Annotated in this window: 9 protein-coding genes; all 9 read left to right on the forward strand. The window is 55.8% G+C overall.

What is annotated here, in order from left to right:
* The first annotated feature begins 123 nt into the window (after positions 1 to 123).
* On the forward strand, positions 124 to 1,629 hold the full coding sequence (locus tag MKY96_RS06190) for an ABC transporter substrate-binding protein (RefSeq protein ID WP_340939211.1): 1,506 nt from the start codon (positions 124 to 126) through the stop codon (positions 1,627 to 1,629).
* Positions 1,630 to 1,720: 91 nt separating this feature from the next.
* A complete protein-coding gene (locus tag MKY96_RS06195) occupies positions 1,721 to 2,647 on the forward strand; it encodes an ABC transporter permease (RefSeq protein ID WP_076084393.1) in 927 nt (308 codons plus the stop codon).
* Positions 2,648 to 2,676: 29 nt separating this feature from the next.
* Positions 2,677 to 3,594 carry a carbohydrate ABC transporter permease gene (locus MKY96_RS06200; RefSeq protein WP_340939214.1) on the forward strand — a complete coding sequence of 306 codons (918 nt, stop codon included), beginning with the start codon at positions 2,677 to 2,679 and terminating at the stop codon, positions 3,592 to 3,594.
* A gap of 40 nt (positions 3,595 to 3,634) precedes the next feature.
* Positions 3,635 to 5,929 (forward strand): glycoside hydrolase family 3 N-terminal domain-containing protein, encoded by a 2,295-nt coding sequence (locus MKY96_RS06205; RefSeq protein WP_340939216.1) that lies wholly within the window; start codon positions 3,635 to 3,637, stop codon positions 5,927 to 5,929.
* 17 nt (positions 5,930 to 5,946) lie between these two features.
* Positions 5,947 to 9,090, forward strand: coding sequence for an alpha-mannosidase (locus MKY96_RS06210; protein WP_340944466.1), 3,144 nt, complete (start codon positions 5,947 to 5,949; stop codon positions 9,088 to 9,090).
* A 368-nt stretch (positions 9,091 to 9,458) separates the two neighbouring features.
* Positions 9,459 to 10,778 (forward strand): glycoside hydrolase family 125 protein, encoded by a 1,320-nt coding sequence (locus tag MKY96_RS06215; protein WP_340939217.1) that lies wholly within the window; start codon positions 9,459 to 9,461, stop codon positions 10,776 to 10,778.
* A gap of 38 nt (positions 10,779 to 10,816) precedes the next feature.
* Positions 10,817 to 11,815, forward strand: a complete 999-nt coding sequence (locus MKY96_RS06220) for a glycoside hydrolase family 130 protein (protein WP_076084405.1) — start codon at positions 10,817 to 10,819, stop codon at positions 11,813 to 11,815.
* Between the two features lie 6 nt (positions 11,816 to 11,821).
* Positions 11,822 to 14,605 carry an alpha-mannosidase gene (locus tag MKY96_RS06225; RefSeq protein ID WP_340939219.1) on the forward strand — a complete coding sequence of 928 codons (2,784 nt, stop codon included), beginning with the start codon at positions 11,822 to 11,824 and terminating at the stop codon, positions 14,603 to 14,605.
* 43 nt (positions 14,606 to 14,648) lie between these two features.
* Positions 14,649 to 16,139 carry a beta-N-acetylhexosaminidase gene (locus MKY96_RS06230; protein WP_340939221.1) on the forward strand — a complete coding sequence of 497 codons (1,491 nt, stop codon included), beginning with the start codon at positions 14,649 to 14,651 and terminating at the stop codon, positions 16,137 to 16,139.
* The last annotated feature ends 20 nt before the right edge of the window (positions 16,140 to 16,159 follow it).

The raw sequence follows: 16,159 nt of genomic DNA on the forward strand, positions 1-16,159 counted from the left end.
TTCTCTTCTATTTGAAACTGCTTTCATCTTATAAAGTTAAGGTATAGCCCAAGGAAACCAGCAGCCGGAAATGCCCGGCAGGCCTGAATTTTCCGGACAGCTAATTAAAAGGGGGTACGGCAAATGAGTAAGAAAAAGAAACACTTCTCCTTGTTGTTGACAACGCTTTTAACCGTTTCACTGGCGCTGACGGCGTGCGGGGGGAACAGTAAGAACAATGCAGGCGGGGAAGCAGCTTCAGGCGGCAACAAAGCCTCGGAGACTACCGAAAAGCCAGTGGAACTGATCTGGTACACGATCGGGCCGCCGCAGAAGGATATGGACAAGGTCCTCACGGAAGTCAATAAATACACACTTGAGAAAATCAACGCCACACTCGATATCAAAATGCTCGACTTCGGGGACTATACGCAAAAAATGCAGGTTATGGCGGCTTCCGGTGAGCCGATGGATATTCTGTTCACCTCGTCCTGGGCCTTCGATTATGTACAGAATGCACGTAAGGGCGCCTTCCTGCAGCTCGATGATCTGCTGAAGAATCAGGGCAAGGGCATTGTGGATACCATTGATCCGGCCTTCCTGGAAGGCTCCAAGGTAGACGGCCACAACTATGCGATTCCGGCCAACAAAGAGCTTCCGGCCCAAGAGGTCTTCCGCTTCAACAAGGAGCTGCTCGACAAACACAAGCTGGATATAACCAGCGTGAAGACGATGGCGGATCTGGAGCCGCTGCTCAAAACGATCAAGGAAAACGAGCCTGGAGTCACTCCTTACGCGATGGTCAAGGACTTCATGCCGATTATGCCTTTTGACTACGTGATCGAGAAGATGCCAATGGCTGTCTATATGGACACCAAGGACTACAAAGTAGTTAACATCCTGGAAACACCTGAGATCAAGGAAGCACTTAAGACGGTTCGCAAATTCTATCAGGCGGGTTACATCTCCCCTGAAGTAGCGACTACCTCATCGGTAGATGATTTGTACAAAGCCGGCAAATGGTTCACTGACCGTGCATCCACCCAGCCGATGGCCGACAATCTGTGGTCCGCAAGCTACGGGTATCCGGTCGTATCAACACCAGCCAGCCAGCCTTATATCTACAACTGGTCCGTAATGGGCTCCATGCAGGCGATCTCGGCCAACTCCGAGTACCCTGAGAAAGCGATGGAATTCCTGAACCTGCTCAACACAGATCCTAAGCTGCGCAACATGATTGACTCCGGGATCGAGGGTGTACATTACGAGAAGATCAGCGACAACATGATCAAGAACCTGCCGGATGCGAAGAACTACGACATGCCGACATTCTCCCTGGGTAACATCATGATCAACTATCTGAATGAAGGCGACCCTGAGAACAAATGGGAAGAATTCAAGAAGTTCAATGATGCCGGTATCAACGCACCGCTGCTCGGCTTCAACTTCGATACGTCCAAGGTGACGAATGAAATCGCCGCCGTCCAGAACGTGAAGGAAGAATTCTGGGCACCGCTGATGACCGGATCTGTAGATTCGGAAGAGTACCTGACCAAGGCTAACGAGAAACTGAAAGCTGCCGGTCTGGATAAAATTATTGCCGAAGCTCAAACTCAGATCGACGCCTGGAAAGCAGCGAATAATAAGTAGCATTCTATTAGAGGATCGGGCGGGTGATTAGACTTTGCCCGATCTTTTTGTACTAACGGAAGAATTTTCCGGCATAGGAGGAACTAGAAGTATGGGGAAAATAGGAAAGTCCGCCAAGGATATATTGAGAAACAAAGTGCTGCTGTTTATGGTTCTGCCGGGCACACTGTGGTTTTTATTCTTCTCTTACCTGCCGATGGTGGGTACGGTCATTGCGTTTAAGGAGTACCGCTTCAGCCGGGATGGCTTCTGGGCCAGCATCATCAACAGTAAGTGGGTCGGCTGGGATAATTTCAAGTTCCTGTTCAGCACCAATGATGCCTATCTGATCACACGCAATACTCTTTTGTATAACATAGCCTTCATTGGCCTGGGCCTGATTCTGTCCGTGCTGATGGCGGTGGTGCTGTCCGAGATTGCCAATAAAAAGCTAGCCAAGTTCTATCAGACAGGCATGTTCCTGCCGTACTTTCTGTCCTGGGTCGTTGTAGGATACTTCGCGTTCAGCTTCCTGAGCTCGGAGCGGGGGCTGCTTAATGCCATGTTCGGCAGCAATATCTCCTGGTACTCGGAATCGAAATACTGGCCGTTCATTATTATATTCGTCTTTCTATGGAAGGCCGTCGGCTATAACAGCGTGGTCTATCTCGCCGCAATTATGGGCATCGACAAGTCCCTGTACGAAGCCGCGATGATCGACGGAGCCAGCAAGCTCCAGCAGATCCGCAGTATCACACTGCCGATGCTGAAGCCGATCATTATCATTATGACGCTGCTTGCGATCGGGAAGATTTTCTATGCCGACTTCGGGCTGTTCTATCAGGTGCCGAGAGATTCGGGGACGCTCTACAGTGTGACCAACGTAATCGATACTTATGTATACCGTGGACTTAAGACTACCGGCGAGATCGGAATGAGTACGGCTGCGGGCTTATATCAATCAGTGGTCGGGTTCGTGCTGGTTCTTACCTCTAATTACATCGTGCGCAAATTCGATAAGGACAGTGCATTATTCTAGGGAAAATGAAGGAAAGTGAGGTCATCCAAATGTCTGCTAATTCTGCGAAATCGCGCGATTTCCACCGGCTGTCGCCGGTGCTGAATACCATCTTTAACTGTATCGCCGGAGGCTTTGCCATCCTGTGTATCTTCCCGTTCCTGTTCGTTGTCCTCATCTCGTTCACGGACGAAGGGGCGCTGGCGCGGGACGGCTACCGGTTAATCCCGGCCAAATGGAGTCTGGAAGCCTACAAATATGTATTTAGCTCAGGGGACACGCTGCTCCGCTCTTACGGAGTGACCATTGCGGTAACGGTCATTGGTACGATTGTCAGCCTGCTTATTATTTCACTTTATGCGTATGCCATTTCACGTAAAAGCTTCAAATACCGCAATTTCTTCGCGTTTTTTTCCTTCTTCACCATGCTGTTTAACGGCGGGCTGGTTCCGACCTATATTGTCGTGACACAGATGCTGGGCCTGAAGGACAGCATTTGGGCGCTGGTGCTGCCGCTGGCGGTGAATGCTTTTTACATTATGATTCTGCGTACCTTCTACATCACCAGCGTACCGGATGCCCTGATCGAGTCGGCCAAAATCGACGGCGCCGGAGAGTTCCGCACCTTCCTCGGAATCGTGCTGCCGCTGTCCCTACCGGGTCTTGCTACGATCGGTCTGTTCAGCACCTTGGGGTACTGGAATGACTGGTTCAACGCGCTGCTCTATATTGACAATCCGAATCTGGTGCCGCTGCAGTCCATGCTGATGCGGATTGAGACAAGCATGCAGTTCATTCTGCAGAACTCACAGAACAGTTCATTAAGCCTGGAGGCCCTCCGCAACATGCCTCAGGATACCTCGCGTATGGCGATGGTGGTACTGGCGACCGGACCGATTATCTTCGCGTATCCGTTCTTCCAGCGTTACTTCATTCAGGGTCTTACGGTTGGAGCGGTTAAGGAGTAGAGCTATAGATTAAGATCAAAGGAGAGAGGGTGGAGCCAGGATGTTATATAGAGACCGTACACAGCCCGTCAAGGAGCGGACGAAGCATCTGCTTGGGCTGATGACGCCGGAAGAGAAGGTCGGCCAGCTGGTGCAGCTGTTCGGATGGCAGACCTATAATCATACAGATGGAACCATTGAATTGACAGAAGACTTCAAGCGCCAGATCCGCGAAGGCGGTGTCGGCGCATTATACGGAACCCTGCGTGCCGATCCCTGGACAGGGGTTACGCTGGAGAGCGGGCTCGATGCACGGGCCGGAGCGGAGGCCGTCAATGCGATTCAGCGTTATGCGCTGGAGCATTCCAGGCTGGGGATTCCGCTGCTGATCGGCGAGGAATGCTCGCACGGGCATATGGCCATCGGGGCCACGGTATTTCCGGTTCCGCTGCTGATCGGCAGCACCTGGAATGTAGACCTCTACCGGGAGATGTCCCGGGCAGTCGCGCGGGAGACCCGTGCTCAAGGCGGAGCCGTGACGTATTCCCCTGTGCTGGATGTGGTGCGTGATCCGCGCTGGGGCCGGACCGAGGAATGTTTCGGGGAAGATCCGTATCTCATCGGCGAATATGCCGTAGCGTCTGTGGAAGGACTACAGGGCGACCGGCTTGACAGCGCGTCCAGTGTGGGGGCAACCCTCAAGCACTTCGTAGCCTATGGCAGCTCAGAGGGTGGCCGCAATGCCGGGCCGGCGCATATCGGCAAGCGGGAGCTGCTGGAAGTCGATATGTACCCGTTCCGCAAAGCGGTGGAAGCCGGTGCGGTCTCCATCATGCCGGCCTATAACGAGATTGACGGCGTGCCTTGCACCACGAACCGGGAGCTGCTGGAAGAGATTCTGCGCGGCGAATGGGGCTTCCAGGGCATGGTCATTACCGATTGCGGCGCGATCGATATGCTGGCCTCGGGCCATGATACAGCGGACAGCGGAGAGGATGCAGCAGTGCAGGCACTCACCGCCGGGATTGATATGGAGATGTCCGGCGTCATGTTCGGCGGATATCTGCTGGAGGCGCTTCGTTCCGGTCGGCTGGAGGAGAAGCTGGTGGACCAGGCAGCGGCACGGGTGCTGGAGCTGAAGTTCCGGCTGGGCCTGTTTGAGCAGCCATATGCCGATCCCGATGCAGCAGAGCAGGTAATCGGCAGTGCAGAGCATGCAGAGCTGGCGCGGAGCGTTGCGGCAGAAGGAATTGTGCTGCTGAAGAATAACGGCATTCTTCCGCTGGCTAAGGACAAGAGTAAGATTGCAGTAATCGGGCCGAACGCAGACATCGGCTACAATCAGCTCGGCGATTACACCTCGCCGCAGCCGCGTGACCGGGTGACAACGGTGCTGGCCGGGATACGGGCCAAGCTTGCCGCGCAGCCGGAGCGTGTAGCTTATGCGCCGGGCTGCCGGATCAAAGACAGCTCCACCGAGGGCTTCGAGCTTGCGCGTAAGGTAGCAGCGGAAGCGGATATCATTGTGCTCGCTCTGGGCGGGTCAAGTGCCCGTGACTTCGGCGAAGGCAGCATCGATCTGCGGACCGGAGCCTCCAAGGTCACAGAGAATGCGCTTAGCGATATGGACTGCGGCGAAGGCATCGACCGGATGTCGCTTCATCTGTCCGGTGTTCAGCTGGAGCTGATGAAAGAGCTGAAGGCGCTTGGCAAGCCGGTCGTCGTCGTGTATATCAACGGGCGTCCCATTGCCGAGCCTTGGATTGACGAGCAGGCGGATGCCATTCTGGAAGCCTGGTATCCGGGGCAGGAAGGCGGCCACGCCATTGCCGACATTCTGTTCGGTGATGTAAATCCGTCCGGCAGGCTGACTCTCTCCCTCCCTGAGGATGTAGGACAGCTGCCAGTATATTACTTAGGCAAGCGTTCCCGGGGAGTACGCTATCTGGAAGGAAATTCGCAGCCGCGTTATCCGTTCGGCTTCGGACTCAGCTATACCGAATTCAGCTATAGCGGGCTACAGGTAGAGCCGGCAGTGATCACAGCAGACGGAACGGCTGAAGTTACAGTGGAAGTAGAGAATACAGGCTCCCGCAGTGGTGCGGAGGTCGTGCAATTATATATTTCCGATCTGGTCAGTAAGGTGACGAGACCGGCCAAGGAGCTTAAGGGATTCCACAAGATCGCACTGGAGCCGGGAGAGAAGCAGAAGGTGAGCTTCACGCTGAGTGCAGAGCATCTGAACTATATCGGGCCGGATTATAAGCTGGTGGTCGAGCCGGGAAGCTTCCGCATCGGGGTCGGCAGGAATGTGAACGACACGCTGAATATAGATCTTACGGTCATGGAGGATTAGAGATGGAGCAGATCAACATCGAACGGATTAACCGGTTCATCCGTGAATGCTCGCAGCAGCAATGGCTGGAATACCGGGTGCTCGACGACTGGAAGGTCTTCTCCACCGTCTACCGGCAGCCGGGCCACTATGACGAATCGCAGCCTTATTCGGGCAGTGAATCGTTCGGATTGTTTCCGAGTGTGCAAGGCACCACCTATTACTTCCGCACTACTCTGGATATCCCGGCGGACTGGACCGATGCGGACACCGGGCTGATCTTCCACTCCGGCGGCGAAGGGCTGCTGCGTGTGAACGGAGCCTCGCGGCAGGGAATGGACCGCAATCATACCTATGCTTCCCTGAACCCGGAAACGGGCGGCAGACACCCGGAGATTGAGATTGAGCTCTATGATCCGATCCCTGAGCCGGATGACCCGCTCAATAAGCAGGCGGTTATTCAGCCGCCGGTCCGGTCGATCACTGCAGCGCTTGTCAGAGTGAACCTGCCGGTGCAGTCGCTGATGTACACAGTGACCGTCATCCGGGATTCGATGCTGCTGCTGCCGGAGCAGGACTTCCGGCGCGTCCGTATGCTGGAGGCGCTGCATCAGGCGATGGATGCATATGTGAATTTGGGGCCTGACGTTTCGCAGGCTGGCAAGGAGATAGAGAAGATTGAGCAGGAGCTGGCCGCGAAGGTGCAGGCCATCGGCGGCAACAGCGAGGGCTTCATTCATATGATCGGGCAGTCGCATATCGACATCGCCTGGTTATGGCCTACCCGGGAGACGGTGCGCAAGACCAGCCGGACCTTCTCGACGGTACATGCCCTGATGGAGGAGTACCCGGAATACCGCTATGCCCAGAGCCAGCCGCAGCTGTTCGCTTATCTGAAGGACAATGATCCTGAGCTGTACGCGAAGGTGAAGGCGCGGATTCAGGAAGGCCGCTGGGAGCTGGTCGGCGGTATGTGGGTCGAGCCGGATCTGAATATTCCGAGCGGGGAATCGCTGATGCGGCAGATGCTGTATGGACAGCGCTTCTACCAGGAGGAGTTCGGACAGCAGTCCGAGATTGAATGGCTGCCGGACACCTTCGGCTATTGCGCCTCTCTGCCGCAGATCCTGAAGCACGGCAAGGTCCGTTACTTCATGACAACGAAGCTTGGATGGAATGACACGAACCTGTTCCCGTATGATCTGTTCCACTGGGTTGGAATCGACGGGACAGCGCTATTATCCTATATGAACCATGGCGTGAATGAGAGTACGCTGCCGAAGGATATCCATGAGCACTGGCAGTCCTACCGCCAAAAAGCCGTTCACAGCGAGCAAATGCTGCTCTACGGACACGGCGACGGCGGTGGCGGCGTGACGCGGGAGATGCTGGAATACCTGTCGCGCTCAGAGCTTATGGTAGGTCAACCTGCCTCTAGCTATAGCACGGCGGCAGATTTCTTCGCAGGTATCGAGCAGGCAGCGCCGGAGCTGCCGGTCTGGCAGGGCGATCTCTATCTGGAGCTGCACCGGGGAACCTATACAACTCATGCTCGCAACAAGCGCAATAACCGCAAGGCCGAGATTCTGTACCGGGAAGCGGAGCTATGGCAGACTCTGGGCGGACACCGCCTGACGCCGCAGCGGCGGGAAGAGGTAGGTCAGGCCCTGCATGAAGGCTGGAAGCTGATTCTGCTGAACCAGTTCCATGATATAATCCCCGGCTCGTCGATTCCCGAGGTCTATGAGACTTCGGACAAGGAATACAAGAACATCTTCGTCCTTGGAGAGAGCACCCTGAAGTCCGTCATGGAAGCTGCTGTATCGGATATTGATACCCGTGGCGAAGGACAGCCATATGTCATTCTGAACGGACTGGGCTGGACCCGGGATATGGTGGCCCAGCTTGCGGTTGCCTCTGAAGTGGAGCCTGCCGCTGTCGCCGTCTATGACGGGAACGGAACACGGCTTCCGGCAGAGCTGACTACAGCAGGAAAGCGGACAGTTCTGCGCGTCCGGGTGCCGGAGGTTCCGGCATTCGGTTATGCAACCGTGTGGCTGCGGGAAGCGGAGCAGCAGGGGGCGGATACATCGGATGCAGGCAACAACTCAATCTCTGCGGCGAACTCCGCTACATTCGAAGATCGCTGGGAGACCGGCTATTACCGGCTCCAGTTCAATGAGCTGGGCGAGATCATCAGCCTGCATGACAAGGAAGCCGGGCGTGAGATTGTGAAGTCCGGGGAAGCCTTGAACCGGCTCCATTTCTTCCATGACCGGCCGATTCTATGGGATGCCTGGGATATTGACAGCCGGTATGAGGAGCAGCCTGCCGGAGCAGCGGTACTATTGGAGAAGCGGCTGCTCTCCACAGGACCGGTCTGCGATGTGCTGAGCTTCCGCTGGAGTCTCGGAGAGTCGGAAATACAGCAGGAGCTGATCCTGTACCACACCGACAAGCGGATCGACTTCAAGACGAAGGTCCAGTGGCACGAAGCACACAAGCTGCTGAAGGTTGGCTTCCCGATTGATGTAGTGACCAGCAAGGCCACGTATGAGATTCCGTTCGGCGCATTGGAGCGGACCACGCACCGCAACACCAGCTGGGAGCAGGCGCAGTATGAGGTCTGCGGGCACCGTTATGCCGATGTGTCAGAGCATGATTACGGCGTCAGCCTGCTGAACGACTGCAAATACGGCTATGACACGCAGGGTAGCACCATCCGTCTGTCCCTGCTGCGCGCCCCGCGCTGGCCGGATCATTCGGCGGATCAGGGAGAGCATGAATTCACTTATTCGCTCTACCCGCATACCGGAGACTGGCGTACGGCGCATACTCAGCGCAAGGCCGCCGAGCTGAATCATGCTTCGTATGCTGTAGCCTGCGAGGCAAGTGCGGGACAGCATCCGTCCACTGGCTCCTTCCTTCCCTACGAAGGGAAGCAGGTGGTGCTGGATACCGTCAAGCTGGCGGAAGACGGAAAGGGCAGCATCCTGCGGCTGTATGAATCAGCCGGTGGACGCGAGACCGTGCGGATCAGCTGGCCGCTGCCGCACTCGGCGATCTACCTGTCTAATGCGCTGGAGGAAGAGACCGGGCTGCTGCCGGATGAAGACGGTGTGTTGACGCTAGACTTCCATCCGTTCGAGATCAAGACGATTAAGATTATTCATGCTGAATAGAAGCACATGAGGGGCTGAGTGTAAGGTACTCGGATAGTTGCAGAACGTACAATTAAAAACAGCGGAAATGCATTCTTTTATTGTATAAGTGTAGTCTGTACAACTAAAAATGCCCAAAAGGGTGAGAATTAACAGCTTATCGATTTTTAAATGTATGAAATGCAACTAAACGGTTTGTCGGCTATAAATCAGTTGCTTTAGTTGTACAATTTGCAATTAAACCTATCGCAACTCCCGCTCTCATCAAGAAATCTGGGGATGGGCAGCTGCTGGAAGTCCAAACATTCACCGCAGTGACGAGTGAGCTTTAAGTTCGATTTTAAATTCAGCTTCTAAAATTATAGATTAGCGATAAGGAGACTATTACCTTGGAACAATTCAGACTTCCCCGCATCGAGATGCCGGAGCTAACGCTGCCGTCATCCATTCAGGCCGTGCTGGCCGACGCCGAAGCGAAGCTGGCTCACCGGCCCAAGCTCCAGCGGCTGTTCCGCAACTGCTTCCCGAATACACTGGAGACGACTACCAAGCTGCTTGATGACGGAACCACCTTTGTGATTACGGGGGACATCCCGGCCTGCTGGCTGCGCGATTCAGTGGAGCAGGTCATTCATTATGTGCCTTTTGCCGCAGAAGATGCTGACCTGCAGCGGATTATCGGCGGGCTGATCAAGCGCCATACAGAGTATGTGCTGATCGATCCTTACGCCAACGCGTTCAATGAATCGGCCAATGACTGGCACTGGAATGCCGCCGATGTGACCGAGATGTCGCCCTGGGTGTGGGAGCGCAAATTCGAGATCGACTCGCTGTGCTTCGTGATCCGGCTGGCCCATGCTTACTGGGAAGAGACGAAGCAGACCGATTTCTTCACCTCTGATTTCAAAAAAATGCTGCGCGTCATCACCGACCTGTTCAAGCGCGAGCAGCATCATGCCGAGCAGTCCCCGTACCGCTTCACGCGGAACAACGGGATTATGGAGGATTCCATCCGTAACGGCGGTCTGGGGATGCCCGTCAATTACACCGGGATGATCTGGTCCGGCTTCCGCTCCAGCGACGATGCCTGCGATTTCCACTACAACATTCCGGGGAACATGTTCGCCGTGGTGGCGCTGCGGCAGATGCAGGATTTCGCCGAGTGGGTCTTCAGGGACCTGGATTTCCTGGCCGAGCTGAAGGAACTGGAGCAGGAGGTCGATCACGGCATCAAGCTGTACGGCACCTACCGCCACCCGGAATTCGGGCCGATCTACGCCTACGAGACTGATGGATACGGCAATTACAGCCTGATGGACGACGCCGGAACACCGGGCCTGATGTCCATTCCGTACCTGGGCTATCTGAACAATGACGATCCTGTCTATCAGAATACGAGACGGTTCGCGCTGAGCAAGGAGAATCCGTTCTACTTCGAGGGCAAGGCCGCCAAGGGAATTGGCAGTCCGCATACCCCTCCGGGCTACATCTGGCATATGGCGCTGTCGATGCAGGGCATCACGGCAGACAGCAAGGAAGAGCGGCTGGCAGTGATCGCCATGCTGGAAGCTACTGACGCCGATACCGGCTATATGCATGAAGGCTTCCACTCCGACGATCCGGCTGTGTTTACGCGCAAATGGTTCGCCTGGTCGAACAGCTTGTTCTCCCAGCTGATCCTGCGGGCGCTGAAGGAAGACATTCTCTAAGACAAACATATTTTTTTACAGATAAAGGAGACCTGATCATGAGCACAATTATTGGAGAAGCACTACCGAACATCCCTTGGCAGGAGAAGCCTGAGGGCACGAATTCCCCGGTATGGAGATATTCCGCCAACCCGATCATTCCGCGCAACGCCATTCCGAACTCGAACAGTGTATTCAACTCGGCAGTTATCCCGTTTGAGGGCGGCTTCGCAGGGGTGTTCCGCTGTGATTCGAGGTCGGTCAGTATGGATATCTTCGCGGGCTTCAGTGAAGACGGCGTGAACTGGAAGATCAACCATGAGCCTATCGTCTTCGAGGGCGATGAAGAGATCACTAAGCGCGAGTACCGCTATGATCCGCGTGTCTGCAAGATTGACGACCGTTATTATGTGTCCTGGTGCAACGGGTATCACGGCCCAACAATCGGCTTGGCGTATACATTCGATTTCAAAACCTTCCACCAGCTGGAAAATGCCTTCCTGCCGTATAACCGCAATGGTGTGCTGCTTCCGCGTAAGATTGGCGGCAATTATGCGATGCTCAGCCGTCCGAGTGATACGGGGCATACGCCGTTTGGTGATATTTTTTACAGTGAGAGTCCTGATCTGACCTTCTGGGGCAAGCACCGCTATGTGATGGGTACGGTTGACGGTGACGCTTCCGCGTGGCAGTCCAAGAAAATTGGCCCGGGTCCGATTCCGATTGAAACTGACAAGGGCTGGCTGCTGATCTATCATGGTGTTATCAACACCTGTAACGGATTCGTCTACCGCATGGGTGTCGCGCTGCTGGATCTTGATCAGCCTTGGAAGGTGAAAGCCCGTTCGCGCAACTATATTCTCGGCCCGGAAGAGCTGTATGAATGTGTAGGCGATGTGCCGAATGTAACCTTCCCTTGCGCGGCATTGACTGATGCGGCTACCGGACGAATTGCCATCTATTACGGCTGTGCAGATACAGTGACTGGACTGGCGTTCACGACGGTGGATGAGCTGATCAGCTATATGGAGGAATATCCGCTGGAGATTGAGGGGTAACCGATTATGACCACAAAACAGACGGCACATATTATCTCGCATACGCACTGGGACCGGGAATGGTATCTGCCTTATGAGCGCCATCACATCCGGCTGATTCAACTGGTGGATACTTTGCTGGATACGCTGGAGCAGAACCCGGATTTCCGCAGCTTTTTCTTCGACGGCCAGACGATTATCATCGAGGATTATCTGCAGGTCCGCCCGGAGAACCGGGAGCGGCTGGTGCAGCATATCCGGGAGGGACGGATTTACATCGGGCCTTGGTATATTCTGCAGGATGCATTCCTGACCAGCCCGGAAGCTAATGTGCGTAACTTACAGCTGGGTCATCAGGATGCGGCAGTCTATGGGGAAGTGTCCAAAATCGGCTATTTCCCGGATACGTTCGGTCTGACCGGACAGATTCCGCAGCTTATGCAGCAGGCGGGCATAACCAATGCCTTCTTCGGGCGCGGAGTGAAGCCGACAGGCTTCAACAATATGGTCTCGGATGACGGCTATGAATCCTCGTTCTCAGAGCTGGTGTGGGAAGGGCCGGACGGCTCGCAGGTGCTGGGCATTCTGTTCGCCAACTGGTATTCCAACGGGAATGAGGTTCCGGTGGAGTTAGAAGAGGCCCGGCACTTCTGGGAGCGCAAGCTGGGCGATGCCCGGCAGTATGCGGCGACCGATCAGCTGCTGTTCATGAACGGCTGCGATCACCAGCCGCTGCAGACCGATCTGCCGGAGGCGATCCGCACAGCAGAGAAGCTGCACCCGGAGGTCTCCTTCGTTCATTCGAACTTCCCGGACTATATTAAGGCAGTAGAAGACTCACTGGCCGGCCGCAGTCTGTCCACTGTGAAGGGCGAGCTGCGCAGCCAGCGCACCGACGGCTGGGGAACGCTGGTTAATACAGCGTCAGCCCGGGTATACCTGAAGCAACTGAACCAACGGGGGCAGGCGATGCTGGAGAAGGTCGCCGAGCCGCTGGCCGTGATCGCGAAGCTGCATGGCGGAGAGTATCCGCAGCATCTGCTGGATTATGCGTGGAAGACGCTGCTGCAGAACCATCCGCATGATTCCATCTGCGGCTGCAGCGTGGATGAGGTGCACCGTGAGATGGTTACCCGCTTCGACAAGAGCTATCACATGGCCGAGGGCATTGTAGCGGATAGTATGCAGGCGATCACCGCAGCGGTCGATACCTCCGGCTTCGCCGCTTACGGCGAAGAGGCCCTTCCGCTCGTGGTAACCAATACCAGCGGCTGGAGCCGCACCGGCACGGTGACCGTAGAGCTGGATGCGGCCCGCCAGTATCTGCGCGATGGCCTGCCGCTTGAAGAGAATGCCCGGTTGATGAAAGCCGTGGACCTGGCCGGACGGGTCTTGGTCGATGAACAAGGCCAGCCGGTTCCTTGTACGGTGGAGGATCTCGGCCTGTCCTTCGGCTATGACCTGCCGGATGACCGGTTCCGCCAGCCGTATAGCTGCCGTAAGGTGCGGCTGACCTTCGAGGCGGCGGATGTGCCTGCCCTGGGGCTGCGCACCTATGCCTGGGTTCGCCCGCTTGGAGCGAACGCTGCTGATGTTGCCGGAAGCGCTCCGGCGGCGAACCTGGAAGCTATGGCTTCCGTCCCAGCTTCGCTGGTTCAAGGCGCGCACGTGCTGGAGAACGATACGCTGCGGGTAGAGGTTATGGCTGACGGCTCCTTCACACTGGAGCATAAGCCGAGCGGCAAGATCTACCGTGACCTTGGTGTGTATGAGAATACCGGGGACATAGGGAATGAATATATGTACAGAGCGCCTGCGGGTGAAGTGCCGATGACGACTCTCGGCCTTAACGCGGATATTGCTGTTATTGAAGATACGCCATACCGGGCTTCCATCGAAATCACCCATGAATGGGAGATTCCGGCCTCGGCCGATGCCCTGCTGGAAGAAGAGCAGCGGGCGCTGGTCTATTACCCGGAGCGGCTGGCGCAGCGCGCTGCCGCCACGGTAACCTTGAAGCTGCGGACTGTCTTAAGACTGGAACGTAGCGGCAAAGGTCTGGAAGTGAAGAGTTATATCAATAATACGGCTAAGGACCACCGTCTGCGGATGCTTTTCCCTGCGGATCTGGCCGCAGCGTCACATCGGGTAGATTCGATGTTCGAGCTGGCGGAGCGTCCGAACGAGCCGGCGCCGGAATGGCAGAACCCGAGTAATGCGCAGCATCAGCAGTGCTTCGTGGATGTTGCCGGGGAGAACGCAGGCTTGACGGTCGCTAACCTCGGATTACACGAATACGAGATTCTACGCGATGGCCGCAATACGATTGCCGTGACGCTGCTCCGCAGTGTCGGCGAGATGGGCGACTGGGGCTGGTTCCCTACACCGGAAGCCCAGTGCCTGGGCGAACAGACCGCAGACCTGCTGCTCCTGCCGCATAGCGGGGATGCCGTAACCTCCGGTGCCGCTGCTGCAGCATACCAGTTCCAGATTCCTTGGACCTGTGCGCAGGCAGAGGTTCACACGGGAACGATTCCTGCCGTGTATTCGGCCGTCCGCTGGAGCGGCGCGACCGCTGCGTTCTCTTCTATGAAGCTGAACAAGGAACGCGGCGATGTGCTGCTCCGCTGGTTCAAGATGACGGGCGAGTCCTGTATACTGGAGCTGGAACCAGCGCTTCCGGCTGCCGCCATCTATGCTTCAAATGTACTGGAAACAGAAGGTGAAGAGCTTCAGCTAGAAGGAGCCGCTTCGCTGAAGCTTCCGCTTGGCGGACATGAGATTACAACGGTTGGTATCCGGCTGAGCTGATCCAGGCGAAGAAGGAAGAGGTGAGAAAAGTATGGGGATGGATATGGATGAACCATTAGATCGGCAAGCCTCCAATAACGGCCCGCTTACCGGTGTACAGCAGCAGATTGCGGCGGTATCCGGGGGACAATGGCGCTTGTCTGCCGGGTTCAAAGCGCGAATTGTGGACAATGCGAGATCGGATAATAACAGTGTTCTGAACGAAACAGTCTTTATGGTTCTGGGCCAATTCTCGGGCATTTTGACCCCCGCTGACTACATCATGACTCTTGTTCACGGGGGCGCGGAGCCTCCCGCTTCAGGCGATATCGTCATTGAGCTGACGGATCATGAAGCAGCGGGAGACCTGGACAGCCAGGAAGCTTACGTCATTGACATCGGGACTTATGCGAAGATCACCGCGTCAAGTGAACGGGCCGTGATGTATGGTCTGTGGACGCTGCTGCAGCGGCTGGCAGATGACGGCTCCGTGCCTTGCGGCACCATCACCGATTACCCTGTCATTGGAGAGCGGGCGCTGCATATCGACATTGGCCGCAAATTCTACAGCCAAGACTGGCTCCTGGAGCGGATTAGAGAGATGTCCCGGCTGCGGCTGAATACGCTGCAGCTGCATTTCTCCGAGAACGAAGGCTTCCGGCTGATGAGCGAGAGCCATCCTGAGGTAGTGTCGGAGCAAGCTTTAACCAAGCAGGAGATGAAGGCGATTATCCTTACGGCACAGAGATATCATGTGGATATTATCCCATTACTGGATTCACCGGGGCATCTGGGACAGGCGCTCCGCACTCATCCCGAGTGGCTGCTTAAGGATGCAGCGGGAACTCCGGCTCCGGGGGCGCTGGATATTACGAATCCGGCAGCCCGCCGGTTCGTGCTGGATTTGATTGACGAATACGCGGAGTTATTTGCGGGCAGCCGTTATTTTCATATTGGCGGGGATGAATTCATCAACTTCGCGGAGTTCGATAAGTACCCGCAGCTTGCGGAGTATGCCCGGAATGTGCTGAACATCAGCGGAGGCACGGGCGTGGATACTTATATTGATTACCTTAACGAGGTTGCTGAACATCTGGAGTCGAAGGGCTGGACCGTCCGTGCCTGGAATGATGGCCTTTATCGTGCGGATCAGATCCAGCGGGTCGCGCCCAAGCCGTCCATTCAAATCACGTATTGGACGAAGTGGCACCCGATGATGGCCCCGGTGGAAGACATTCTCGCCAAGGGTCATCAGGTGATCAACTACAACGATGGCTACTTGTATTATGTGCTGGGTGAACATGCAGGCTACACGTATCCGACAGCAGAGAAAATCCGCGCCTCCTGGCATCCCGGCCTGTTCCCGAACCGTACCGGGGAAGCTAAGCAGGAATACAGCGAAGCTTATCCGCACGAACTGATCGGCACCACCTTCTCCATCTGGAGCGATAAGCCGGAAGCGCAGAGCGAAGCAGAAGTAGCCGCAGGCCTTCGCGGACCGCTGCGGGCGATGGCGGAGCTGGCTTGGCTGGGGAAGCGGGATACGGCTGAATAGATGGCTGAATAGACAGCAGA

The organism is Paenibacillus sp. FSL R7-0302, from assembly GCF_038006885.1.
Classification (GTDB): Bacteria; Bacillota; Bacilli; order Paenibacillales; family Paenibacillaceae; genus Paenibacillus_AQ.

What these genes read in the sequence shown, in the direction of transcription:
- MKY96_RS06190 (WP_340939211.1), top strand. Translation starts at nt 124, where the DNA reads ATGAGTAAGAAAAAGAAACACTTCTCCTTGTTGTTGACAACGCTTTTA.
- MKY96_RS06195 (WP_076084393.1), top strand. Translation starts at nt 1,721, where the DNA reads ATGGGGAAAATAGGAAAGTCCGCCAAGGATATATTGAGAAACAAAGTG.
- MKY96_RS06200 (WP_340939214.1), top strand. Translation starts at nt 2,677, where the DNA reads ATGTCTGCTAATTCTGCGAAATCGCGCGATTTCCACCGGCTGTCGCCG.
- MKY96_RS06205 (WP_340939216.1), top strand. Translation starts at nt 3,635, where the DNA reads ATGTTATATAGAGACCGTACACAGCCCGTCAAGGAGCGGACGAAGCAT.
- MKY96_RS06220 (WP_076084405.1), top strand. Translation starts at nt 10,817, where the DNA reads ATGAGCACAATTATTGGAGAAGCACTACCGAACATCCCTTGGCAGGAG.
- MKY96_RS06225 (WP_340939219.1), top strand. Translation starts at nt 11,822, where the DNA reads ATGACCACAAAACAGACGGCACATATTATCTCGCATACGCACTGGGAC.
- MKY96_RS06230 (WP_340939221.1), top strand. Translation starts at nt 14,649, where the DNA reads ATGGATGAACCATTAGATCGGCAAGCCTCCAATAACGGCCCGCTTACC.